Origin of the sequence: Spirochaeta lutea (assembly GCF_000758165.1) — a bacterium.
GTDB lineage: Bacteria > Spirochaetota > Spirochaetia > DSM-27196 > Salinispiraceae > Spirochaeta_D > Spirochaeta_D lutea.
In genome coordinates, this window is sequence record NZ_JNUP01000072.1 from 190,490 (window position 1) to 212,912 (window position 22,423).

22 protein-coding genes are annotated in these 22,423 nt (G+C 55.6%); 9 read left to right on the top strand and 13 right to left on the bottom strand.

The genetic code is table 11. The annotated features are described in order from the left end of the window. Positions 1–67: 67 nt before the first annotated feature. The 5 genes from DC28_RS14495 to DC28_RS14515 all read right to left on the bottom strand — a co-directional run bounded on the left by DC28_RS14495 (position 68) and on the right by DC28_RS14515 (position 7,307). Positions 68–664 (bottom strand): DJ-1 family glyoxalase III, encoded by a 597-nt coding sequence (locus DC28_RS14495; protein WP_052078951.1) that lies wholly within the window; start codon positions 662–664, stop codon positions 68–70. 250 nt (positions 665–914) lie between these two features. After that, positions 915–4,142: a T9SS type B sorting domain-containing protein gene (locus DC28_RS14500; RefSeq protein WP_037550265.1), complete on the bottom strand. Its 3,228-nt coding sequence runs from the start codon at positions 4,140–4,142 to the stop codon at positions 915–917. 174 nt (positions 4,143–4,316) lie between these two features. Then, positions 4,317–5,237 carry a glycine betaine ABC transporter substrate-binding protein gene (locus tag DC28_RS14505; protein ID WP_037550268.1) on the bottom strand — a complete coding sequence of 307 codons (921 nt, stop codon included), beginning with the start codon at positions 5,235–5,237 and terminating at the stop codon, positions 4,317–4,319. A 20-nt stretch (positions 5,238–5,257) separates the two neighbouring features. Further along, positions 5,258–6,109: an ABC transporter permease gene (locus DC28_RS14510; protein WP_037550270.1), complete on the bottom strand. Its 852-nt coding sequence runs from the start codon at positions 6,107–6,109 to the stop codon at positions 5,258–5,260. Then, positions 6,102–7,307, bottom strand: a complete 1,206-nt coding sequence (locus tag DC28_RS14515) for a quaternary amine ABC transporter ATP-binding protein (RefSeq protein ID WP_037550273.1) — start codon at positions 7,305–7,307, stop codon at positions 6,102–6,104. The genes DC28_RS14510 and DC28_RS14515 overlap by 8 nt, the downstream gene beginning before the upstream one ends. 427 nt (positions 7,308–7,734) lie before the next feature. On the opposite strand from DC28_RS14515, the gene DC28_RS14520 reads away from it, so the two are divergent. From DC28_RS14520 to radC, 4 genes are read left to right on the top strand one after another with little or no spacing between them, the layout of a single operon-like run. Beyond that, positions 7,735–8,241 carry a MarR family winged helix-turn-helix transcriptional regulator gene (locus tag DC28_RS14520; RefSeq protein WP_037550276.1) on the top strand — a complete coding sequence of 169 codons (507 nt, stop codon included), beginning with the start codon at positions 7,735–7,737 and terminating at the stop codon, positions 8,239–8,241. Beyond that, positions 8,238–8,696, top strand: coding sequence for a GNAT family N-acetyltransferase (locus DC28_RS14525; protein WP_037550279.1), 459 nt, complete (start codon positions 8,238–8,240; stop codon positions 8,694–8,696). The genes DC28_RS14520 and DC28_RS14525 overlap by 4 nt, the downstream gene beginning before the upstream one ends. A 31-nt stretch (positions 8,697–8,727) precedes the next feature. Further along, complete coding sequence (locus DC28_RS14530; RefSeq protein ID WP_037550282.1) at positions 8,728–9,828, top strand: alanine racemase; 1,101 nt, start codon at positions 8,728–8,730, stop codon at positions 9,826–9,828. Positions 9,829–9,880: 52 nt separating this feature from the next. Further along, positions 9,881–10,597, top strand: a complete 717-nt coding sequence (gene radC / locus DC28_RS14535; protein WP_081942246.1) for a RadC family protein — start codon at positions 9,881–9,883, stop codon at positions 10,595–10,597. Here radC and DC28_RS14540 read toward each other — a convergent pair. Next, entirely contained in the window at positions 10,594–11,574 is a 981-nt protein-coding gene (locus tag DC28_RS14540) for an aldo/keto reductase (RefSeq protein ID WP_037550285.1), read from the bottom strand. The genes radC and DC28_RS14540 overlap by 4 nt on opposite strands. Positions 11,575–11,603: 29 nt before the next feature. Further along, positions 11,604–12,323: an MgtC/SapB family protein gene (locus tag DC28_RS14545; protein ID WP_052078952.1), complete on the bottom strand. Its 720-nt coding sequence runs from the start codon at positions 12,321–12,323 to the stop codon at positions 11,604–11,606. 59 nt (positions 12,324–12,382) lie between these two features. Here DC28_RS14545 and DC28_RS14550 point away from each other — a divergent pair, with 59 nt between their 5' ends. Further along, positions 12,383–14,083, top strand: coding sequence for a glutamine--tRNA ligase/YqeY domain fusion protein (locus DC28_RS14550; RefSeq protein WP_037550557.1), 1,701 nt, complete (start codon positions 12,383–12,385; stop codon positions 14,081–14,083). 104 nt (positions 14,084–14,187) lie between these two features. On the opposite strand, the gene DC28_RS14555 is transcribed toward DC28_RS14550, so the two are convergent. From DC28_RS14555 to DC28_RS15960, 6 genes are all read right to left on the bottom strand, one after another. Then, complete coding sequence (locus tag DC28_RS14555) at positions 14,188–14,778, bottom strand: hypothetical protein (protein ID WP_037550288.1); 591 nt, start codon at positions 14,776–14,778, stop codon at positions 14,188–14,190. Between the two features lie 4 nt (positions 14,779–14,782). Then, a complete protein-coding gene (locus tag DC28_RS14560; RefSeq protein WP_037550291.1) occupies positions 14,783–15,688 on the bottom strand; it encodes an ROK family protein in 906 nt (301 codons plus the stop codon). 130 nt (positions 15,689–15,818) lie between these two features. Next, complete coding sequence (locus tag DC28_RS14565; RefSeq protein ID WP_052078953.1) at positions 15,819–16,661, bottom strand: DUF368 domain-containing protein; 843 nt, start codon at positions 16,659–16,661, stop codon at positions 15,819–15,821. A 23-nt stretch (positions 16,662–16,684) separates the two neighbouring features. Next, the gene (locus DC28_RS15955) at positions 16,685–17,731 is read right to left on the bottom strand and encodes a hypothetical protein (RefSeq protein ID WP_052078954.1); all 1,047 of its coding nucleotides are present in this window, start codon (positions 17,729–17,731) and stop codon (positions 16,685–16,687) included. 178 nt (positions 17,732–17,909) lie between these two features. Further along, a complete protein-coding gene (locus tag DC28_RS14575) occupies positions 17,910–18,731 on the bottom strand; it encodes a GGDEF domain-containing protein (protein WP_037550294.1) in 822 nt (273 codons plus the stop codon). Positions 18,732–18,877: 146 nt separating this feature from the next. Beyond that, positions 18,878–19,891 (bottom strand): MnmC family methyltransferase, encoded by a 1,014-nt coding sequence (locus DC28_RS15960; RefSeq protein WP_052078955.1) that lies wholly within the window; start codon positions 19,889–19,891, stop codon positions 18,878–18,880. 42 nt (positions 19,892–19,933) lie between these two features. Here DC28_RS15960 and DC28_RS14585 point away from each other — a divergent pair, with 42 nt between their 5' ends. The 4 genes from DC28_RS14585 to DC28_RS14600 all read left to right on the top strand — a co-directional run bounded on the left by DC28_RS14585 (position 19,934) and on the right by DC28_RS14600 (position 22,212). Then, entirely contained in the window at positions 19,934–20,134 is a 201-nt protein-coding gene (locus DC28_RS14585) for a hypothetical protein (RefSeq protein WP_037550295.1), read from the top strand. Between the two features lie 26 nt (positions 20,135–20,160). Further along, positions 20,161–20,784 (top strand): MarC family protein, encoded by a 624-nt coding sequence (locus DC28_RS14590; RefSeq protein ID WP_037550298.1) that lies wholly within the window; start codon positions 20,161–20,163, stop codon positions 20,782–20,784. Between the two features lie 25 nt (positions 20,785–20,809). Then, positions 20,810–21,205, top strand: coding sequence for a Fur family transcriptional regulator (locus DC28_RS14595; RefSeq protein WP_037550300.1), 396 nt, complete (start codon positions 20,810–20,812; stop codon positions 21,203–21,205). Positions 21,206–21,528: 323 nt separating this feature from the next. Further along, complete coding sequence (locus tag DC28_RS14600; RefSeq protein WP_156104710.1) at positions 21,529–22,212, top strand: hypothetical protein; 684 nt, start codon at positions 21,529–21,531, stop codon at positions 22,210–22,212. Positions 22,213–22,423 lie beyond the last annotated feature (211 nt).

Consider the following 22,423-nt stretch of genomic DNA (forward strand, 5'->3'; position numbering starts at 1 on the left):
TGACTACCAAAGGCCGGGAAAAATACCTACTACCACTCATCATCTACAGCCATCCAGGCAGCCGCCCTTACTTCGTCGAAAAGCCCTCAAGCCAGGTAAGGGTACTTTCCGGCTGTAACGTCGCCCTTGCCACCGATTCCGCAGCCTTCTTGCCGGATAAGAGGGAAATAAGCGCGAGGGAAAATTCAGCGGCGGTTCCCGGTCCCCGGCTGGTAAGGAATGGTTTATCCCAGACCACCCGGTCCTGAACCCAGGTTCCCTGGCTTACCGCCTCTTCGTGGCCCGGATAGCAGGTAAAACGAACCCCCTCCAGGAGCCCCCAGCCGCCGAGGGCTACCGCCGGGGCAGCACAGATGGCAGCCACGATTCCCCCGGCCTGAAGCACCCGCTTCACCAAATCCCTTCCCTGGGGAGACTCATAGATATTGGCCGCTCCCGGCATTCCTCCGGGCAATACCACTGCATCGGGGATACCCTGGTAGTCCTGAACAAGGCAGTCGGTAACAACGGTGAGCTGCCTGCTCCCGGTAATCGATGTATCACCAATCCCGGCAAGCCTGACCCGTACTCCCGCCCTGCGGAGAAAGTCCATAGGTGTTACCGTTTCCACCTCCTCAAATCCCGGAGCAACCAAAATACAGACCCCTTTTTGTTGCGTATCCATCAATGCACCTCCTGACTCGGCTTGAATCCAAGTACGTACACCCTAGCACGGTTCGGTTTCAGCAGGACAATGCCCGGGTTCGAACCGGAATAATGCCCCATCATCCCGCGTTCCGCTGAAGGGTGTACGCATTATGAAAATAAAAGGCGGCAGCAGACCCCCTGGGGGTCATACCACCGCCTCATCCGTCTATCTCTTACCTCTCATATCGGTGTTACCGGTCCGAGAGGTCCAAGAGCCCCTTGGCGGCCTAGTTCCGCTCAAGGATGAACTCTACACGCCGGTTCTTCCAGCGGTTCTCGGTATCACCATGGGGCACCACCGGCCGGGCTCCCCCGATTCCCCGGGGTGTCATTCGATTCCAATCTACCCCAAGAATGGTCAATGCCTGACGTACCTCAGAGGCGCGGTTGCGGGAGAGAGGAATCAGAACCTCGCGCTGCTCCACGGGTCCGCGGACCGAGTCGTTCCAGTAGATCTGAACGGCATGTCCCTCAATGGCAATCTTATAATCCGGATATTTATTGAGGATTTCTGCAAGACGCCGCAGGGTATCCAGGTTCCTGGTTAGCATATCTCCGGTCACGTCGAAGAGATCTGCGGTATTCGGAGCAAACACAATGCTGGGAATATTAATCCGTAACCGGTCGCCCTCGTCCAGGACAAGCACATCGACAGTGATTACCGCCCCGGATACATGGAAGTTCTTGAGATTATCCTCCAGACGGAATTGGGCGATGTAGTCCACTGCGGATTGAACGAGCTCTCCACTACCGTTGGTACCGTCCCAAGAAAGGGTTTCCGGAGGTACCCCCTGGCCCGACCACTGCCTGAACAGATTTCCCATGGGATCAAGGATTTCTACCCGCCAATTATCAATGGGCCGGTCGGCTGCCGTAGCGTCCAGGGAAAGCGTTAGGATATCGTTCTCCCCGTCCCCGTCGGGACTGAAGCGCTCAGGCGAAACGGAAATCTCACCCTTGGGCGGAGTCTTAACCAGAATAATGCTCTGCTGGCTGACCTTTTCCGTTGCGGTTCCATTTGAGTATTCCACTCTGAAGGAGGCTTGATAGGTTCCGTCCTCCACGGTACCGGCGTCGTTCACCCCATCCCAGACAATGGTTTCGGGGAGATTCGAACCGCCCTGAATCAACCGGCGGATCCTGCCGGTCTCGTTAATCAACTCTACTTCCCATCCCCGGAGCTGACCACGGTCCGCCACGGTGGGCGTGAGGGTGACCGTATCTCGGAAGCCGTCGCCGTTAGGACTGAATACATCCAGGTCCGGCTCGATGCTGATGGTCGCCGACAGGTTATCGATCTTCAGATTAATGAGTTTTGCAGATCCCACATTTCCGACCTCGTTGGTGGCATAGACTACATACGAGTACATACCATCGGGCAACACCTCTCCCTGATCATCCGTTCCGTCCCAAACGAGATCTTCCACCTGGCCATCCCACTCGAAGCTGCGCACCACCTGGTCATCGGCATTCATTACCTCACCGTACCAAACATCTTCCTGGGAGGAGGTCTGCTGAATTGTCAGGATATCGTCCTCGCCATCGCCGTTGGGGGTGAAAACTCGCTGGTTTATGGTAGCCGTTACCTGGGGCCTCGTTCTGTTGAGAACGATCTTTTCATTGGCGCTGAATCGGGAGGTATCGCCGTTCAGGTACTTAATGGTTACCTCTACACTGTACCGACCGTCCGGTGCAGGGATGCCGTTGTTCCGGATTCCCGGCCACTCCACATACTGGAGGGCTTCGGTCACCGACCGGCTAAAGACAGGCCTACCGTCCTCGCCGTTAATGGAGAGTACAAAGTACTCCACGTACCTAGCCGAACTCAGCTCGGGGGTAATCCGGACAACCTCGTATCCCTTATCGCCCCCAGGAGAGAGGGCCGTCTGACTCAACCGTACCCGGTTAGCTGACCGGTCAGTGGTATCCTTGATGAACCGCGCGCTGTTACTGCTGCCGCGGTTTCCCGCTTCATCGGTGGCTACCAGGCTGATTTGATACAGCCCATCCATGGCCTGGAGGGACCGGCCGGTTTGCCCGCCAAGGGCGCCGGCAAGGGAACCGGGGACGGTTCCATCCCAAGCAAGGGGGAACTCAAACCCGGCCTCATTAAGAGCCTCCAGGCTGAGGCTGAAGCTCTGTCCTGACTCATGCTCGACTACGAGCTCCCAATCCTCACCGCTTTCATAATTCGCCTGAATTTGAAGACGGGGCTTGGAATCACCCCCAAACACCAGGGGAAGTCCCCGGGGAGTAGCCTCAGGCTGGGTTGCCAAGCTTATACCAGCCTCGGGGGGGGTGTTGTCTAAATAAATATCCAGGGGCTCAGAAATCGGCACCGTACCGTTCTCGTAGGTTGCGGAAAACTCAGCAGTGTAATGCCCGTCCGGCAGTTCTACATTCTCCAGCTCCGGCCGGCCGGGATTCCCCATGCCCCGGAACACCAGGGAAGCCGGTACCTCTCCGGTGCCTGTATAACGGCGGACAACAATGCCGTCTTCATCCTTAATTTCAACCTTCCACGATTCCATGCCGTCGGTATCCGAGATAGTGAGGGAGAGAGGGAGCTCCCCGTCAGCGGCTGCGGAGAAATGCGGACTTACGTCTTCGGGAAGGGTTACCCGGATCGCCGATTCATCGGTACTGAGCTGAAATACCACTTCCTGAACCGCGGTATTCCCGGCCCGGTCCACTCCGGTAAGCCGGTAGGTATAGGTACCGTCAGCCTGAAGGGCGGACCCGCCCTGGTTAGCCTTCCCGTCCCATTCAACGGTTTCTACCGCCAATACCCCGGGTGCCGTCGGATCCTCAGGAGCCGCTGTTTGATCGGTCCACACAACCCGGCCTGCATCATTCAGAATCTCATAGACCCAAGATGCCGCCGCATCTGTGCGGTGCCGGAAGGAGATAGTATCCCGCACACCGTCATCATTGGGACTAAAGATGCTGGCTGAAGGCCGTACCGAGGTTATTTCCGGTGGAACGGTATCCACCACCACCTGAAGGGGAGCGGTAGAAGACTTCAACCCCTGCTTATTGGCCAGGGTCAACTGATAAAAATACACATCATCGGGAACGGTGCTTCCGTTGCTGCTGCCGTCCCAAACGAGGCTGTCGGGGATATTCAGAATCGGTTTGTTTCCGACGCCGAAGGTTCTTGCAAGGAGGGAGCGGGTATCCTGCACTTCTGCGGTTACGGCGTGCACCACCTCTCCATTTTTGTTATAGATTTTTAGTTCGAATACCCGGGCGAATTCGGTGTTCTTGACTGAATCGGGTGAGATTTCGAGAGTCAGAACCCCGTTATCCTGGCTTCCCGGAGAAATGTAGGTGGGAGCCTTCCGAAAGGTAATTTCGGGCTGGGGTTCAGCTCCGCCCCCGGCAAATACCACCCCGCCAGCCACCATTAACAGTGCGGCCCATACCGCCCCTAGGGTTTTTGCTGCCTTGTTCATCTAAAACCATCCTTTCAGGATCACTGCGTCGGATTCATCTGCATAGTATCTGTATATAGAACTACTATATCATCATGGTGTAACGCTATCCACCATAAAAAAGGGACCCCAGTGAATACCGGGATCCCTTATTCTTAAAGAATTTATCGATGTTCTTTAATTTGCTCCTGTGGTTTAGAGACTCATTCCAGCAGGCATAGCACTGTTGATCAGATCGATATTTGCATCGACGAATTCTTTTGCGCTGTCCCGGGGATCAGCTCCGTCCTGGTTTGCCACCAGCACCGAACCCAGATCAACCTGGAGCCAGTCAAACTCGCTCAGGAACTTATGAACCTCGGGCATATCCTCGGCAAGACCCAGCCGGCCGATGTTATGGATGGTTTCAGCCTCGCCGTACACCTTATCCGGATCGTCAAGAATCTTCAGGTCCCAGCGTCCGAACTTCCAGTGGGGAGCCCAGCCGGTTACGACAATGTACTCTTCGTTGTCGATGGCGTTGCCCAGGGCGGCTGCCATGGTTGCTCCGCTGCCTTCAACAAGCTCAAAGGCGCCCATCCCGCTGATATTATTTTCAATGGCATTCTCGGTTTGCTGCATCATGCCGGCACCGGGGTCAATTCCGATAATCTGGCCGTCAAAGGCATCGGCATTTGCTGCTGCCTCGGCAATAGAATCAAACTCGACATAGGTGGGTACCACAAGACCGAGCTTGGCATCCTCATAGGTTACACCCAGGTCTTCAACCTGATCGGTGTATTCACCCTCGGGACCGTAGTACATACCGTGGGTTGCGGGCAGCCAGGCTGAAAGGTGTGCATCCGCATCTCCAGAGGCCACAGCAGCCCACATAGCGGCGTTTGCTACGGAAGTAATATCCACATCGTATCCCAGGCGGGACAGGATCTCACCGGCAACATGGGTAATTGCTACCTCACGAGCCCATTCAACGTAGACCAGATCAACCTCACCCTTCTCTTCGGGCTCAGATTGCTGGGATTGCTGAGCCTGCTCCGGCTCATCGCCTCCGCCGCAGGATACCGCCAGCACACCGGCCAGTAGTATCACCATAAGTACTCCAAGTACCTTTTTCATACATTCCTCCTACAGAATAGTTATTTCTTTTTCGACTTGGCTCCGGGATCACCGATATGTTGGGTAATCCGGTCCAAGATTATTGCTACTATTACAACACCCAATCCGGCTGCAAACCCTTGGCCGGGGCGCAATCGCTGGATTGCCCGCCATACCTCGCCGCCCAAACCGCCGGCACCAATCATGGATGCAATAACAGTCATGGACAGAGAGAGCATGATGGTCTGGTTCACCCCCGCCATAATGGTGGGCATGGCCAAAGGCATCTGCACCTTGAAGAGCTTCTGGCGGGTGGTGGTACCGAAGCTCACACAGGCCTCGATTAACTCCTTATCAATCTGCTTGATTCCCAGGGCCGTCAGCCTGATAGCCGGGGGAATAGAGAAGATAACCGTGGCGAAGATCGCCGACACTCCCCCGAGGCCGAAAAACGGAATAGCGGGAATTAGGTAGACGAAGGCCGGCATGGTCTGCATAAAGTCCAGGATGGGCTTTACAATCTTAAAGAAGGTCTCGTTCAGGGCCGCTACAATTCCCAGGGGAACCCCCACGAGAACAGCAATGCCCGTGGACAGCAGAACCAGGGTGATGGTTGACACCGTAGGCTCCCAAAGCCCCAGATTCCAGATAAACAACAGACCGATAACCGATCCGATGGCGATTTTCCGGGTAGAAATGAACCAGGCTAGCCCGCCGATGGCTAGAATCAGGATAATCGGGGGAATAAAGAGCAGCGCCTCGCTGATCCAGTCGATACCGGTGCCTACCACCGCAGAAAACGCCCGGGTCAGCCATGAAAAGGTGGTGGTCATCCATTTGAGCAGGCTATCCACCCATTCAGCCAGGGGTATTTGGGGAATTATATTATTCATCGCTTCCTCCTTCTGAAAGGGCGGCGAATACCGAACCCCGTACGATTACCCCTTTCAGGATATTCTTCTCGTTCACCACAGCCACAGGCCAGCTTTTATCCGAGAGCGGCCCGAATAGATCCCTAACCGGAACATCCGGTAGGGTTGTGGGGACCTGATCAAGGGTAAAAATATGATCAAGCCAGCTGTCACCCCGCTTAACTGCCTCGGCAGCCTGCTCGGCGCTCATGTACCCCACCAACTCGTAGTTCTGCCGCACAATGTAGATACCCGAGTGTCCGGCCTCGGTCATAGCCTTCAGGGCAACCCGGGGGCCGTCTTTTACGAAGGCCACCGGCCGGGCCTTAACCATGACATCCTCGGCGGTAAGCACCTTGGAGCGGTCCACGTTCTCTACAAACTTCGCCACATAGGCATTCGCGGGATTGGAGAGGATCTCTTCGGGTGTTCCGATCTGAACTACCCGGCCGTCCTTCATCAGTACAATCCGGTCCCCCATTTTCAGGGCCTCATCTAAATCGTGGGTAATAAACAGGATGGTTTTGTGTACCTGGCTCTCCAGGGACAGCAGCTCGTCCTGCATGTCCGCTCGAATCAAGGGGTCCAGGGCGCTGAAGGCCTCATCCATCAACAACACATCGGGTTCGATGGCCATGGCCCGGGCCAAACCTACCCGCTGCTTCATTCCCCCGGAAAGATTCTCGGGGTAGTATTCCTCCCAGCCGCCAAGACCAACCTGTTCCAGAGCGGCCTGGGCCTTGGGCCGCCGCTCCTCCAGGGGTACGCCCTGAATCTCCAATCCGAATTCCGCATTCTCAATGACTGTCCGGTGGGGAAATAAGGCAAAACTCTGAAAGACCATGCCGAACTTTTTCCGGCGAACCTCTCTGAGCTCCTCTTCATTCATCTTTGTAATATCAACACCGTCGATAGTAACCGTTCCGTAGGTGGGCTCAATAAGCCGGTTAATACAGCGCACCAGGGTGGATTTACCGCTACCGGAGAGGCCCATGATAACCAGGGTCTCTCCCTCATACACATCGAAGCTGGCATCGGCAACTCCGACAGCCTGCCCGGTCTTCTCCAGAATGTCGTCCTTGGACACACCCTGCTTAATGAGCTCCCGGGCTTTTTCGGGATGGCGGCCGAATATCTTATACACGCCCTCAACCCGAATCTTAACTTTCCGCTCTTCCATTGGGTTTCCTTTATTTTGATCTGCAAGTATTAGTTAGTACACTATTTTTTTAAGTCTTGATAAAGCATAGTAAAAAGGATATGTTTCTGTCAAGTATTTATTCGTATACTAAGTAATTTTTATGGGATATAGCATTCAAATCACCGTAATACATCAATAATTTCTTACTTTATAGGTTTTTATGGTGATTTGAATGGGGTTGGCATCAGATGTGTTGCTTCGTAATCTATGCATATTAATGCAGACCCTTTACAAAACCAACCAACTTTGCTACTATTTGCTTAGTGTACGAAACTTTAGCACTCTAATACTTATAATACGAAGGAATTGACCAAGAAAATCCCCGGGTATATGCTTAGTACGGGCATAGAACCACCCGGGGTTGAGGAATAACCGTCCCCGGGCATCACAGTGAACCGAGGGATACATGGATAGAACGGTGAGTTTATTGGTGGTTAAAACCCTGCGTCAGATAATCCGCGCAGTCGACATACATTCTCAACACCTGAAAAAGACCATAGGACTGACCGGTCCGCAGCTGCTGCTGCTGAACGAGATCAAGCGCAGCGGTGAAATCGCCACCGGCGACCTGGCCAAAGCGGTGAACCTGGCCCAGGCCACCGTTACCAGCATCATCGACCGGTTGGAAAAAAAGGATCTAGTGGTACGCAATCGGTCGTCCGAGGACAAACGCCGGGTCTTTCTTACCCTGACCTCCAAGGCGCAGATCCTCCTGGAGGCTAGCCCATCCTTCATCCAGGATGAATTTCTTGACCAATTTGAACAGTTGGACACATGGGAGCAGAGCCTGATTCTCTCAAGCCTTCAGCGCATCGCCAAGATGATGAACGCCCACGAAATCCAGGCCGAGCCCATATTAACAGCAGATTCCCAATCCCAGCATAACGAAGAACAAAAGGAGCAAGTAGAATGAGCGACAAAGCCTCAGCAGACATTACGGTTATAACCAAGGAAAACCTGTCAACCAGCGGGGTTACCCTAGAGCAGGCCGTGGCGTTTTTACACGATCACCTGGAAGAGTTCCGGGATACCCCGGCCGCTATTGAGAATGCCATCCGGTTCGCCCTGTCGGCCAACAATAGAGAGAAGGGATTTCTCATCGCCGCCCACAAAGGCGGCGAGCTGGCAGGTCTGGTCGTGATGAATGAAACGGGCATGGACGGGTACGTGCCTCCCCACTTTCTCGTGTACATCGCGGTAAACCGTAACTTCCGAAAACAGGGCATCGGTAAGCAGCTTATGAAAACCGCCATATCCGAGACCAAGGGTGACATTTCCCTCCACGTTGAGTACGACAACCCGGCCAAAAAACTCTATGAAGCCGTGGGCTTTACCTCAAAATACGCCGAAATGCGGCTCCCCCGGTAAGATTCCCCGGCATCCCAGGAAGGAGGCCACCATGGCCGAATTGGTAATATACAAAGAACGAATCCTTAAAAACATCCGGACCCTCAACACCTATTTTGAAAAACACGGCATCACCTGGACCCTCATCGTTAAGATGCTCTCGGGGAATAAGCGGCTTTTAAAAGAAATTCTTACCGATCCCATTCTCAGCGGCGCCCTGCAGTCCGTGGGAGACAGCCGGCTCACGGGACTGCGCCATGTGAAGGAGCTGAATCCGGAAATTCAAACCATGTACATCAAACCCCCGGCTATCCGCTTTGCAGACCAGGTAGTTACCTATGCCGACGTATCCCTGAACAGCTCCTTCCGAACCATCGAGGCCCTGAATAGGGCTGCAGGCAAGCAGAACAAGGTCCACAAGGTCATTATTATGATCGAGATGGGGGAACTCCGGGAGGGAATCCTGGGGGATAACCTCATAGATTTTTACACCAGGGTCTTTGCCCTGGAACACATCGACATAATCGGGATCGGCACCAACCTCGGCTGTCTTTTTGGGGTGGAACCCACCCGGGATAAGCTCGTCCAGCTGTCCCTCTATAAACAGCTCATCGAGGCCACCTTTAAAACCAAGGTAAGCCTCGTCAGCGGCGGCACGAGCATCACCCTGCCAGTCATCGAACAGGGCAAACTTCCCAAGGCCGTGAACCACTTCCGGGTGGGGGAAGCAGTATTCATGGGGACAAGTCCCCTGGACCAGAAGCGCTTTAGCACCCTAAGCGAATCAGTCTTCGAATACGATGCCCAGATCCTGGAAATTGAGGAAAAGGACGCCCAGCCCGACGGGGTAATCGGAGAAGGAAACATCGGCCACGCCATTGAGGCCCAGGAAGACGACCCTAGCGATAAGAGTTTCCGCGCCCTGGTGGACTTCGGATTAATCGATGTTGATGCTGCGGATCTCGAACCCCTGGATCCCGAGGTCAGCCTCTTCGGGAGCACCAGCGATATGACGGTGTACAGCCTGGGTAGCAACAAGACCCCGTCTGGCCAGAAAAAATACCAGGTCGGCCAGTCCCTGCCCTTCAAGCCGAGCTACATGGCCGTGGCACGCCTCATGAGCTCCAAGTTCATCGATAAGCGGGTGGTGTAGGAAATCCGATAGAATTTGAAGCAACCCGGCTCTTTCTTGCGGTAATAGGTGTATGAAAACACCCTTATACCAGAATCATGGATCTGCCGGAGAGCCGGGACTCCCTATCCTCCATGGCAGATCCTTAAAACCCAACATCCGGGAGCGGGCGGTTTCCTCCGGAATTGCCGGACTCTCCGATGAAGAACTCCTCGGCCTGATGATCGGAAGCGGCATTAAGGGACACCCGGTCTCGAAACTCAGCAAGCTTCTTCTTCCCCTGCTCAGTCTGCAGGGCCACCGGGGTCCCGAACCGGAGATCTTCTCCCGCATCCCCGGGATCGGCGCTGCCAAGGCCGCCATGCTCAGCGCTGCGGCTGAGTACTTTCGCCGGGTATACACCCCCCGGGGTAAAAAGATATCAGCCCCCCAGGATGTCCTTTCCCATATCAATCACTATTCCCACCGCAACCAGGAACACTTCATATCGATCTACCTCAACGGCGCCCACGAGATTATCCAGGTTCGGGTAACCTGCATCGGGCTTATCAACCGGACTATTGTCCACCCCCGGGAGGTCTTTGCACCGGCAGTGGAGCTCCGGGCGGTGGCGGTCATCGTAGCCCATAACCACCCCTCGGGGAACCTGGAACCCAGCAGGGAGGATCTGGAGGTTACCGAGCGGCTGTTACGCGCCGGGGAGATCATCGGGATCGGCCTTTTGGATCATATTATCCTGGGCCCGAACGGGTCGGCCAGCCTTCTTGAGTTGGGCTTGTTTCCCGGTTAGGGCATGACCGCACCCCGGGCGGCGGTGTAGAGATGGTACCATTCCTCCCGGGAGAGTCGTACCTGGTCTGCTTGGGCGCAGGCGTTAATCCGGGCGATATTGGTGGTTCCGATAATCGGAACGATGGCTCCAGGATGGCGAAGAAGCCAGGCCAGGGCAATAGCTTCCTCGGCCACCCCGTGCTGCTGGGCATACCGGCCCACCAGCTCCGCGACCTGGGCCAGATGGGCGTGCTGATCGTCCAGGGGCCTGCCGGTGAGATATCCCTGGGCCAGAGGGCTCCAGGCCTGAAGCTGAATCCCCCGGCGTCGGCAGTACTCTAGTGTTCCCTCTAATCCCTGGGGATACCGGGGACTGAACTGGTTCAGGCTTACCCCGGCTTCAACAAATCCGTAGTGAGCCAGGCTCATCTCGATTTGATTCACCACCAGGGGGCGGGTGAGGGTAGATTCTAGGAGCTGAATTTGCGCCCAGTTATGGTTTGATACACCGAAGTGCAGAACCTTCCCCTGGGAATGGAGCTGCTCAATGGCCCGGGCCACCTCCTCGGGCTCGCAGAGGGGATCAGGCCGATGGAGCAGGAGGATATCCAGGTAGTCCGTACCCAAACGACGAAGACTGGCGTTTACCGCCTGAATAATGTAGTCATAGGAAAAGTCGTACCGGCCCGGTGCGCCGGGTTCAGGGGTATCGGCGAACCGGATACCGCATTTTGACTGAATGACCATGGACTGGCGTAACCCGGGCTGCTGTTTGAGCAACTCTCCGAAGGTTTCCTCAGCCTTGCCCCGGGTATAGATGTCGGCGTGGTCGAACAGGGTGAACCCCGCTTGTAAGGCCGCTTCCACCACCTCCCGGGCCTGATCCACCGCCCGGGCCGATAGAGGAGCATCGGTCCAATCACCCCCCAGGCCCATACAGCCAAAGCCGATCCGCGAGACTACCGGTCCATTCGTTCCTACAGGTTGTGTGGTCATGATTTGCTCCTTCATTATGGTTCTTGGTTCTAGGTACCGGGGTGGAACTCAAGGTTGACCCGTTTAACCCCGGGTATATCGGAAAGGGATACCACCAGCTGGTTGACCGGAATGTCCTTCGGAATGAGTACATCCAGATGCATGGTGACCCCCTCCTTCTTAACCTGGTAATCAATGCTCATTCCGTGAATCTCCACCCGCTGATCCTCGATGATCCCCCGGATAGTCTCAACCCGTTCCTGGAGGCCTTCCCCGGATAAACTCAAACGCCGGGTTACCGCCTTGGGAAACACCTTGGTGGATATCCGTTCCAGAATCCCCAGAGCAAAGAGTACGATGCCCACCGCAATAACGGCAGCAGCGTACATGCCCGCGCCGGTCACCAGACCGATAGCCGCAACCACCCAGATACTGGCTGCGGTAGTCAGACCCCGGATATCCAGTCCCATGCGGACAATGGCCCCGGCTCCGAGAAATCCGATACCCGAGACCACCTGGGCGGCGATTCTGGAGGGATCCGCCGCATCCCCGGGAAAGGCCTGGGCCATGTAGATGGAGAGCATCATGAGAATGGTAGCGCCGAGGCAGATCAGAAGATGGGTACGGAGACCGGCGGCCTGATTTTTGCGCTCCCGTTCTAATCCCACCATACCCCCAAAAATAGCAGAGAGGGCAAGCCGCAGCACCAGGGTGTCCAGCTGGATTTCTTGTTTTGTAAAAAGCTCACTAAGCCAGGTAAGGAGATCCATGGCACCAGTATATGCTCCCTTCTATGCAATATAAATACCTTTTTGCTATACTGCCCGGCATGAGTGATGAAACACGACCAGGATTAGACTTTTTACGGCAAACAGTTAAGGACGACATGGATTCCGGACGGTTTCCCCCTCCGGTTACAACCCGATTTCCTCCGGAACCCAACGGCTACCTGCATATTGGGCATGCCAAGGCCATCTGCTTGGATTTCGGGATTGCCGAAGAATGGCAGGGCAAAACCAATCTTCGCTTCGATGACACCAACCCCACCAAGGAAGATGTAGAGTTCGTGGATTCCATAAAACGAGATATCCACTGGCTTGGTTTTGACTGGGAAGACCGGGAGTTTTTTGCCAGCGACTATTTTGAACAGCTGTACCAGTGGGCACAACAGCTCATATCCAAGGGGCTTGCCTACGTTGACAGCCAGAGTCCCGAAGAGATCAGCAAGAACCGGGGAACACCCACCCAGGCCGGCATTGAAAGCCCCTACCGAACCCGCACCGTTGAGGAAAACCTCGAGCTTTTTCAGGACATGCGGGACGGGAAATTTCCCGACGGCTCCTGCGTGCTCAGAGCAAAGATTGATATGGCCCATCCAAACCTCAATATGCGGGATCCGGTGATGTACCGGATTAAACATGCCCACCACCACCGTACCGGCGATGCATGGTGCATCTACCCCATGTACGACTGGGCCCACGGACAAAGCGATGCAATAGAGGGAATAACCCACTCCATGTGCACCCTGGAGTTCGAGAATCACCGGCCCCTGTACAACTGGTATCTTGAGAAGCTGGAACTGCCCAACCCTCCCAGGCAGATAGAATTTAACCGACTGAACCTTACCTACACCGTCCTGAGCAAGCGTAAGCTCCTGGAACTCGTGCAGAAGAATATTGTCGAGGGCTGGAACGATCCCCGGATGCCAACCATCTCGGGTATCCGCCGGAGGGGCTACCCTGCAGGTGCCATACGGGCCTTCGTGGGTGCGATGGGGGTTAGTAAAACCGAAGGGATGGTGGATCTCTCGGCCCTGGAATACTACGTCAGGGAGGAGCTGAACCGTACGGCCCGGCGGGTGATGGTAGTCCTTGATCCGGTAAAGGTAGTGATTACCAACTACCCCGAGGGAAAAACCGAGCAGATAGATGCGGAGAACAATCCCGAGGATGAATCTGCCGGCTGGAGGACCATTCCGTTCTCCCGGGAGCTATTCATTGAGCGGGCAGATTTTATGGAAGCCCCCCCCAAGAAGTACTTCCGGCTATCACCCGGTAAGGAGGTCCGCCTCAAACACGCCTACTTCATTACCTGCCAAGAGGTAATTAAGGATGCCCGGGGAATTATCACTGAGCTTCGCTGCACCTACGATCCCGAAAGCCGGGGCGGATCAAGCCCCGATGGCAGAAAGGTCAAGGGCACCCTGCACTGGGTAAGCTGTCAGGAATCCGTGGATGCCCGGGTCCGGTTGTACGACAACCTATTTGTGAAACCCGACATGGGAACCCTCGAGGAAGGCAAGGATTACCTGGATTACCTGAATCCGGAGAGTCTGGTGGAGGTGACTGCTAAGGCTGAACCCTGTATGACGGATGCGAAAGCCGGGGAGCACTACCAGTTCCTGCGCAACGGCTATTTTACCGCCGATGAAATCGACCACCTTCCTCAGGACGGCACCCTGGTATTCAACCGGACCGTCACCCTGAAGGATAGTTGGGCAAAAATGGAACGGAAGGGTCAAACCAACTAAGGGGATCGGAACACCTGCCTCCGATTCCGGGGGCAGCACGATTTTTCCGGGGCAGGAGGTATTCTCCTGCCCCTCATGCCTGATCGAACCGGCTGTCTTGCTTTTTAATTGCTGTGAGGCATGTAGTGGGCACTGCTGGCAGCACCGAGCTTGGGGAATTCCCGTTCTTCTTCGGGGGTATAGAGGCTGTCCAGGGGTTCGGGCTTGGGCTGGTAATCCCGGGAAATGCCGGGACTCTGCTCCCTGCGCCAGGGGTAGGTAGCGTGGGTGTCTTCGTAGGGGATTTTTTTAATGATCTCCACCACCAGTTTTCCCTGCTCCCGGCGTTCTTCCACCACTCCAAAACACCCTGCCCCGATATAGGTGATCCGTTGCCCTTCGGTAAGCTCCTCCTGGCCCTCCAGGGTCCGGATTACACTCTCGATATTCGCCGGCTTTCCCGTGGAGGGGTGGGCAATGGCTGCCAAGATATTCTCAATCGGATCGCCTGTTATGGGATCCGGATCGTATTCCCGGATCGGGGGAGGATCCGGCATGTAGGTACGGGAAGGATCGTCGTAGGGAGTTAGGGCCCGGACCTTGGGTCCCCGAGAGCCCCCCCTCCCCTGCCCTTTGCCAAGAGACTGGGATTGATCTTGTTTGTTTTTTTTCTTGCGACGGCCTCGTTTACGCCGATTTTGCTGAGAATCTGCCATATGGTTACTGTACTGCTCCTAACTGGTCCTGGGCAAGTAGAAGCGCACCGGTAATACCCGCCTGGTTCTCTCGCTCAGGAAATACGATATAATCTTCCCGTTCTTCGGTAATCTCCGGTCTGTCAACATACCCGTTGAGAAACTCCTTCAAATACCGCCGAAGAGCCGGAAATATCTGGGGTTGATGCATGACACCGCCGCCCATGATAATGCGCTGAGGACTCAGGGTCAGTACCATAGCAGCCAGCCCCTGGGCCAAATAATAGGCCTCAAGATCCCAGGCCGGATGGTCCTCGGGTAATTCGATACCCGGTTTGCCCCAACGCTCCTGAATTGCCGGGCCGGCAGCCATACCCTCTAAGCAGGTGCCGTGAAAGGGACAGGTACCTTGGAAGGTATCATCCTCCCGGGGTACCAACCGAATATGTCCCACCTCCGGATGAACCAACCCGTGAAGCGCCTTATTATCTACCACCACACCGCCGCCGACTCCGGTTCCAATCGTCAGGTAGAGAAAGGTATCGCAACCCCGGCCGGCACCGTACCGTCCCTCTCCCAATGCTGCGGCGCCGGTATCGGTATCAAACCCAATAGGCACATCCATTCTACTCTTAAAAAATCCGACGATATCCGTACCAGCCCAGCGCACCTTCGGGGTGGATGTAATATACCCGTAGGTCTTGGATCGCCGATCCAAATCCACCGGACCGAATGAGCCGATTCCCAGGGATGCTATGGGCCCGTACTCTTCCTGGCATTCCTTAAAAAAATCATAGGCCCGGGTCATGGTCTCTTCCGGGGTCGTAGTGGGAAATCGGATTTCCTTGAGGATATCCACCGGGGAATATCCGACCGCACAGACAAACTTCGTTCCTCCGGCCTCAATTCCGGCAAGCAGGGGTTTCGACATAGCATGGCTCCTTGTATGGTGTGTTCCAAGGGTAGCATCTTAGGCGCGCTTTGTCAGCACGCCTGCAGGTTCCTCGCGGTCACGACCGTTTTAATCACTCCAGGGGAAGGACGGGAGTTTATTGAAGGGTCTAGGCGTTGGGCCGGCGACCCAGCAGATACGCCGCCCCAGCACCGCCGAGGAAACTGAGAACAGACACGCCACCGGTAAGGTCCAGGGTGATTCCGGGCCACAGCTCGACCAGGGACCCCAACACCAACCCGATGATGGCAGCGTAGGTCAGACTATGAAATCGCCGGAGCAGGAACCCCATGAGTTTGCTGACACCGATAATGCCCAGGGCAGCCCCCAGAACCAGAATACCCAACAGGGGCAGATTGAAATCCTTAATCGCCCCGATGAAGGTGCTGTACAATCCCAGAATCAACAGAATAAAGCTGCCGGAGATACCCGGAATGACCATTGCAGCCGAAGCAATGACCCCTGCCGCGAAGATACCCAGGGCGGATTCCGGGGTAAGCTCACGCATGGCGCCGGATTCCAGGGGTTCGGGCTGGAGACTCAGGAGAATCATCCCCGCTAAAAAAACAAGAAATACCACCCCATGGTACCAGCGGAACTCCTTTGGACGGGCAATATGGAGGAGGAAGGGAATACTCCCGGCGATTAATCCCATAAATCCGAAGGTGGTTTGCTGAGGAGCCCGAAGGAAGAGCCAGTCCACCAGATGGGCAATAGCGATGATACCCAGACCCAGGCCGACCCCGACCTGCACCAGGTACCAGAGATTCTGTTTCCACCCGTACTCGTTGGAAAAGAAACCGCTCACGGCAGAAATGAGCCGGTCATAGATTCCGGTAACTACGGCGATGGTGCCGCCGCTAACCCCGGGTACCGCATTCGCCGCACCGATGGCCGCCCCGGAAAGAATTAGCCCAGGATTGGGTAAAACCTTGAACGTTTTTTGATTCATGCAGGGAGTATATCAACAAGCCCCTACTGGTTCGAGGCCTGGGGTTGTTTTACCGTATGAATTTCATTAAACACATCCAAAACGGTCTGAAACAACTGCCTGGCCTCTCGGGAATAATCCTCCAGCCCCCGGGCATTCAGGGAATCCAGGTCGATCCGGGCCATGTACTCCAGGGTGGAGACCAGGGGATGTTCAGCATTCAGGACAAACAGGGGCTCCCGGGTTTTTTCCAGCTGCTCCAAGGAATCTGGGCGGTGGAGGGGAAACTGCAGGCTCTTCCCCTCATGGGGTTTGGGTCCGGCCTGTTCGGCGCTGTTGTCCGGGGTGATTTCCCGGGCCGGGGTAGATGGAACACTGCCGGATCGGCGTTTTACCCGGAGGCGCAGGGGCTTTTTCCGGAGTTCGGCGGGACCTGCTATTTCCGGGGCTGCTTCTTCCCCGACTCCTGCTTCCCTGGCCGGGGTCTCACGGGAGGTCTCGGCGGATTCCGGCACACCCCCTGGCTCCAAGGTATCCAGGGTCTTAGAATCGGCAAAATCATCCTGATCGATCTCGTAACTTCGGAACGCCTCAACCTGGCGGGCTACCCGCTTACTGCGATGGACCTCATCTAAGCGGGTTTGGTGCTGAAGCCGTTCCAGGGCAGTCAGCGGCGCGCGAACCTCCTGGGACTCATCATTCTGAGATGTCTCCCCGGGAGTCGCTGCGATGGAAGGATTATATTCCTGGGTACTATGGGAAACCCAGTCCATAAAGAGAGAAAACTCCAGAGATTCCTGGGGTCCAGCGAAATCCTGACGCAGGTTTTCTAAGCGGTCGCAGATACCGCATATATCCTTATCACACCGCCCCCCCAGGGGCATCTGGGAAAAAAACTGGTTCAGAACACGGTTGAACCGAAGCTTTTTGGCCGGTTCGATCTCGTACCCCAGGTCCTGGGTGTAGGGAGTCGACATCCGGAGAGCGATTACATATCGCTTATCTTCTGTTGAAAGAATACGTAACTTGTTAGCAACGCCAACCAGATGCAAAAGCTCCTGGGGACTGAATAGATCAATGAGGTACTGCATGATGTTTAAGCCTTTTATGTAGGGGTCTCGTTTATGAGCGTGTGGGGCACACAATAAAAAATAGCTGAATAATGTTCAAGGGGGCTGTTCCATCTTTCTTGGGTAGGAGGCAATCCGGTACCGATGCCGGGTTGTAGCCCTCGCTGGGCGGCCGGTTCCCGGGTGAATAGATCAAGAGTTAGGAACGACTTCCGGGTCCTGTCACTTGGTTTTTACCCTGGGATTTTGCCTGGTACATACGGCGGTCGGCTGTATCCAGGAGATCCCGTACCTTCATGCCGTCCTCCGGAAAGACAGCGACCCCCGCAGAAAGGGTTATGGAATAGGGCAGTTTCATGGATGCTACGGCCTGACACAGCCGTTGAGCAAACACCATAGCACCCTGACCGTCGGTATGGGGCAGGACCGCCACAAACTCTTCACCCCCGAACCGGGCCGTTATATCCTCGATCCGGGCGTTTTTCTGAAGGCACCGGGCGATCCGGATCAGGGCCATATCCCCTGCCTTATGCCCGAACTCATCGTTAATGCTCTTAAAATCATCCACATCCGCAAAGACCAGAGCAATCCGGTAGCCGTGTCGCCGGGCCCGGTGCAGCTCCTGGGTGCATTGGGTCTCAAAAAACCGGCGGTTGCTCAGGCCGGTCAGGAAGTCTGTCAGGGCGTGGTTCTGCTGCTGTTCATACTCTTGGTACTCCACCACCGTCGGAAAGGTGTAGAGCGACTCCTGGGAGAGCAAATACTCCATGAGGGCGGATCTAAAATCCACCGAAGCGTGCATTCCCGTAGATAACCGTTCCTGAAGATCCTGGGCTGCCCGGTATATTTCCCGGGCACGGTGGGGTTCAATGGCCTTCTGGGCCAGTAGGCGTATGAGAATGGAATAAAACTCGGGATTATCACCGTAACTGGATTGAAGGGATGAAAGTGCTTCATTGAAGCATAGAGAATCAGACAAAAGGGTTTGCTTAATACTCCGACTTATCTGAACCTGATTCATGAATGAATACTACGTCTCCCCCACTGGTTTTGTCAAGATTGACTCCGGTGTCTCGGCCCGGCTCAATGGGGTTCAACCCCGGGTGCCCGGCATGGTGCCGCTCGGCGCAATGCAACCAGGGCCGCCCCCTGGTATGTTCATGCTATTCAGCCCTCGAAAACACCCTCCGGACCCGATGCCGGTTTTCGCGCCACCACCATGTGCCGCTTAACTCCGAAACCGGGCCGGCGGACTACCTGGAACCCCGCCCGGCGCAGTCCGGCCTTCACCACCCCGGCCGCACTGTAGGTAACCGCGAATCCCCCGGGCAAGGTTAATGCGCCGACATCCTGCAGCACCTCCGAAGACCACATCTGGGGATTCTTCTCCGGGCTGTGGCCGTCCAGGAACCAGCCATGGAAGGACACGCCGGAATGGCCTAGGGCCGAGAGCATTCCCTCCACATCACCCTGCCAGAGAGCCAGCCGTACCCGCCAGCCCCGAAAGTCCCAGGAAGACAGGTGCCACCCCAGCCGCCCCAGTCCAAGCCCCAGTGCCTGGTACCAAGACCGTACATCACCGGGGTTCAGGGCCGACAACTCCCCGCTGTCCCAGTAGGGCTGTAGCCATTCTTGCAGTTGGTCCCATTCCAGCGGATACGCATCCACGGACCAGTACCACAACTCTGGCGACTCTTCCGCCGGATTCTTTCGCTCCCTTGGTTGGCCGCGGAGCCTGTCGACCACATCCCGCTCCTCGGCCGGATTCTGTAAATCCGCCGGTCTACTATGCGCCTCAGCCGGTTGGCCCTGCGCCTCGGCCGGATTCTGCGATCCAGCCATGGGGTTCTCATTTTCTGCCGGATCTCGCGATCCGGCCGGGCTGCTCTGGACTCCCGCCGGTCTACTATGCGCCTCGGCCGGTTGGTCCAGCGCGTCTGCCGGCCCCTGGGGCCTCCCCGGGAAGGCACCGGACTGCCGGCTACAGTCAGGTAAGTGGGTCAGAAGGGCCCAGAGATTCAGGCCGGTGCCGAAGCCCGTCTCACCGATGGTGATTCCCCGGGGGATGTTCAGGTCAAGTCCCGATCCGCGGATGAATACGTGGGTAGCCTCGGCAAAGCCGGCTCCGGGGGAGAAGTAGGGATCATCGTAATGGGGATTATAAGGAAAGGAGGTGTTCATACCAGGCGTTTCACTGTATCATTTCCCTTCGAAGGAGAGAAGATGCAAAAGGGTACATTCTACGTACGGCTCATTTTAGATACGGTTCCGGAGGAGCGTCGGGCTACCCTGGCCTTCCGGGATGAACGGAACTACCCGGTTCTCGGACTGGACAGCGAGAAAGGACGACTGCTTCTGCCCGATGACGCCAATAAACTCGTGTGGATTCCTATGGGCATCTGCCGCTTCGTAAAACTCACCTAGACCCTGAATCACCCGAAGGAAACACCATGGTACAACAGATCATTCCCATTTTTCTGGCCCTCTTCATCCTCATAGATCCCCTGGGAGTATCCATGATCTACCTCTCCTTGACCGCAGAAATGCCCCTGGCAAAACGCCGGAAAATCGCCCTGCGTGCCCCCTTGATCGCCTTCATCGTCCTGGGACTCTTCATATTTCTCGGTCAGACCATCATCGGGGCCCTGGGAATCATGCCGGGCAGTCTGTACGTTGCCGGCGGAATCCTCCTGTTTTTTGTTGCAACGGACCTATTATTTGCGAAACCTAAGCGGACCAAAACCTCCGAGCAGGAAGAGGATTCCCCGGGGCAGGATGTGGCGATTTTTCCCCTGGCCCTGCCCCTGCTTTCCGGCCCCGGGGCGATAACTGCTATTCTGCTCTACCTGAGCGACAATCCCCACAACCTCGTCTTTTCCCTGGTGCTTCTGGGAGTGGTTGCCGTGGTCTTAGGGTTGGGGGTGATTTTCATGCTCGGCAGCCGTTTTGTGCGAAAGGTGCTCCGGGACACGGGGGTTAAGGTCATTGAACGGATCATGGGAATCCTTTTGGCCGGAATGAGCGTACAATTCGTATACAACGGCCTGGTGAAGCTCGAAATACTTCCGTTATAAGCCGGTTTCAGTGTATACTACCCCCATGACTGTTTCAAAATTCAGGAAAAGTGCACAACGCGAGCGCCTGTTCCAGGTAATAGCAGCCACTGATACCCATCCCACCGCCCAATGGCTCTACGACCAGTTGAAGCCCGAATTTCCCTCTCTGAGCCTGGGCAACCTCTACCGTAATCTACACATCCTCCAGGAACAGGGCAGGATCGAACGCCTGAACATCCCCGGAAGCGATACCGACCGCTACGATGTTATGGATACCCCCCACTACCACCTGATCTGCACATCCTGCAACCGGATCTTCGATGTGCCCGCCGAGGGACTGGATGGGGTGATAGCCCGGGTCCAAGGAACGGCCGGATTTACCGTTTCCCAGGCCTATGTACAGTTCACCGGTCTATGCGCGGATTGCAGGAACCGCTGAAATCTGCCCACCGGTAACCCTCCCCTCCTAAGGAATAATCATTGACAGCCCCAGAACCCCGGGGTACTCTTAGGCATCTATCACGAACGAATACGATGGTGTATACTTTATGAGTCATTTGCAATTTGTATGCGTATTACATGGAAACCAGTAAATCATTTCAAAGAAATGGGTTGCTAGTGTTAGTCCGGCGCATGGCGCTTTCAACACTACGGTTTGAATGAGTCTCGTAACTATACATGCATTGCAGTCAGATAACGGGAAGACCTGAGGGGCCGGGAATGGACAACAAACGCAGATTCATCGCACAGTTGAATTACCCTATGAAAAAACACAGCATAGTTAATCCAGGACTGATGGGTCTGATCCTGGTCCTGGCCCTCGCCGGATGTTCCTCCGAAGGAAGTTTGTCATCCCTCACCCAGACGGTACGGAACAGTATTACCTCCGGCGTGGAGGCCGTGGGTGAGAGCACCAGGGGGGTACCCGCTGTGGGGTTGGCAGAAGCTCCCCTGCACCGCGCCCAGGGTCCTCAGATCGCCCAGGATTCCCTTGCACCCCATCAAACCACCGATATATACATTGGCATGTCCAAGGCCGAGCTTCTGGCCCTCTATCCTCGGGCGAAGGAAACCACCGCCAGCACCATCGAGCTCCAGGATGCAGCCTTCGATGTGTCCGGTGTTTGGACCTTCAGCTTCCGGGACAATAAACTCTCCTGGTTCGTCTTCAACGGCTATAACCAGGATATTACCTCCGACTCCTTTACCCGAACCCTGAAAACAGCGGAGACCCTCATTGACAGCTACACCGCCATCCTCGGTCTGCCCGGACAAATTTCCCGGGGCATCTCGGTATTCAAGGATCCCCGGATCCAACGCCACCAGGGATACCAGGTGATTAGCGCCCAGTGGAACACCCCCAAGGGCAAGATAGTTGTAGACTTTTCCTTCTTGGGGGAGGGAAACGACTATTCCTTCCTGGTGACCCTTCAGGCCTCAGCTTGATTCCAACAAGATCCCATATGCCTCCCCCTAACCCCTCATTACTCCTGGGTACCCTGACTCCCTAGATTCCCTGCCGGGCCTTCCCCCTCATTCCATACCCCATGGGTCGTCTCGATCTAGGAGAATGATCTGCCCGTCCTACTGCAGTGCCGGGTTTTTGCGTTATACTGTTCTGCGCAAACCAGCGATAAACGCCCCGGAGTAACCAATA

Bases quoted from the DNA above. Each gene is read 5' to 3' on its own strand.
- DC28_RS14495 (WP_052078951.1), bottom strand. From the start codon at position 664: ATGGATACGCAACAAAAAGGGGTCTGTATTTTGGTTGCTCCGGGATTT.
- DC28_RS14500 (WP_037550265.1), bottom strand. From the start codon at position 4,142: ATGAACAAGGCAGCAAAAACCCTAGGGGCGGTATGGGCCGCACTGTTA.
- DC28_RS14505 (WP_037550268.1), bottom strand. From the start codon at position 5,237: ATGAAAAAGGTACTTGGAGTACTTATGGTGATACTACTGGCCGGTGTG.
- DC28_RS14510 (WP_037550270.1), bottom strand. From the start codon at position 6,109: ATGAATAATATAATTCCCCAAATACCCCTGGCTGAATGGGTGGATAGC.
- DC28_RS14515 (WP_037550273.1), bottom strand. From the start codon at position 7,307: ATGGAAGAGCGGAAAGTTAAGATTCGGGTTGAGGGCGTGTATAAGATA.
- DC28_RS14520 (WP_037550276.1), top strand. From the start codon at position 7,735: ATGGATAGAACGGTGAGTTTATTGGTGGTTAAAACCCTGCGTCAGATA.
- DC28_RS14525 (WP_037550279.1), top strand. From the start codon at position 8,238: ATGAGCGACAAAGCCTCAGCAGACATTACGGTTATAACCAAGGAAAAC.
- DC28_RS14530 (WP_037550282.1), top strand. From the start codon at position 8,728: ATGGCCGAATTGGTAATATACAAAGAACGAATCCTTAAAAACATCCGG.
- radC (WP_081942246.1), top strand. From the start codon at position 9,881: ATGAAAACACCCTTATACCAGAATCATGGATCTGCCGGAGAGCCGGGA.
- DC28_RS14540 (WP_037550285.1), bottom strand. From the start codon at position 11,574: ATGACCACACAACCTGTAGGAACGAATGGACCGGTAGTCTCGCGGATC.
- DC28_RS14545 (WP_052078952.1), bottom strand. From the start codon at position 12,323: ATGGATCTCCTTACCTGGCTTAGTGAGCTTTTTACAAAACAAGAAATC.
- DC28_RS14550 (WP_037550557.1), top strand. From the start codon at position 12,383: ATGAGTGATGAAACACGACCAGGATTAGACTTTTTACGGCAAACAGTT.
- DC28_RS14555 (WP_037550288.1), bottom strand. From the start codon at position 14,778: ATGGCAGATTCTCAGCAAAATCGGCGTAAACGAGGCCGTCGCAAGAAA.
- DC28_RS14560 (WP_037550291.1), bottom strand. From the start codon at position 15,688: ATGTCGAAACCCCTGCTTGCCGGAATTGAGGCCGGAGGAACGAAGTTT.
- DC28_RS14565 (WP_052078953.1), bottom strand. From the start codon at position 16,661: ATGAATCAAAAAACGTTCAAGGTTTTACCCAATCCTGGGCTAATTCTT.
- DC28_RS15955 (WP_052078954.1), bottom strand. From the start codon at position 17,731: ATGCAGTACCTCATTGATCTATTCAGTCCCCAGGAGCTTTTGCATCTG.
- DC28_RS14575 (WP_037550294.1), bottom strand. From the start codon at position 18,731: ATGAATCAGGTTCAGATAAGTCGGAGTATTAAGCAAACCCTTTTGTCT.
- DC28_RS15960 (WP_052078955.1), bottom strand. From the start codon at position 19,891: ATGAACACCTCCTTTCCTTATAATCCCCATTACGATGATCCCTACTTC.
- DC28_RS14585 (WP_037550295.1), top strand. From the start codon at position 19,934: ATGCAAAAGGGTACATTCTACGTACGGCTCATTTTAGATACGGTTCCG.
- DC28_RS14590 (WP_037550298.1), top strand. From the start codon at position 20,161: ATGGTACAACAGATCATTCCCATTTTTCTGGCCCTCTTCATCCTCATA.
- DC28_RS14595 (WP_037550300.1), top strand. From the start codon at position 20,810: ATGACTGTTTCAAAATTCAGGAAAAGTGCACAACGCGAGCGCCTGTTC.
- DC28_RS14600 (WP_156104710.1), top strand. From the start codon at position 21,529: ATGAAAAAACACAGCATAGTTAATCCAGGACTGATGGGTCTGATCCTG.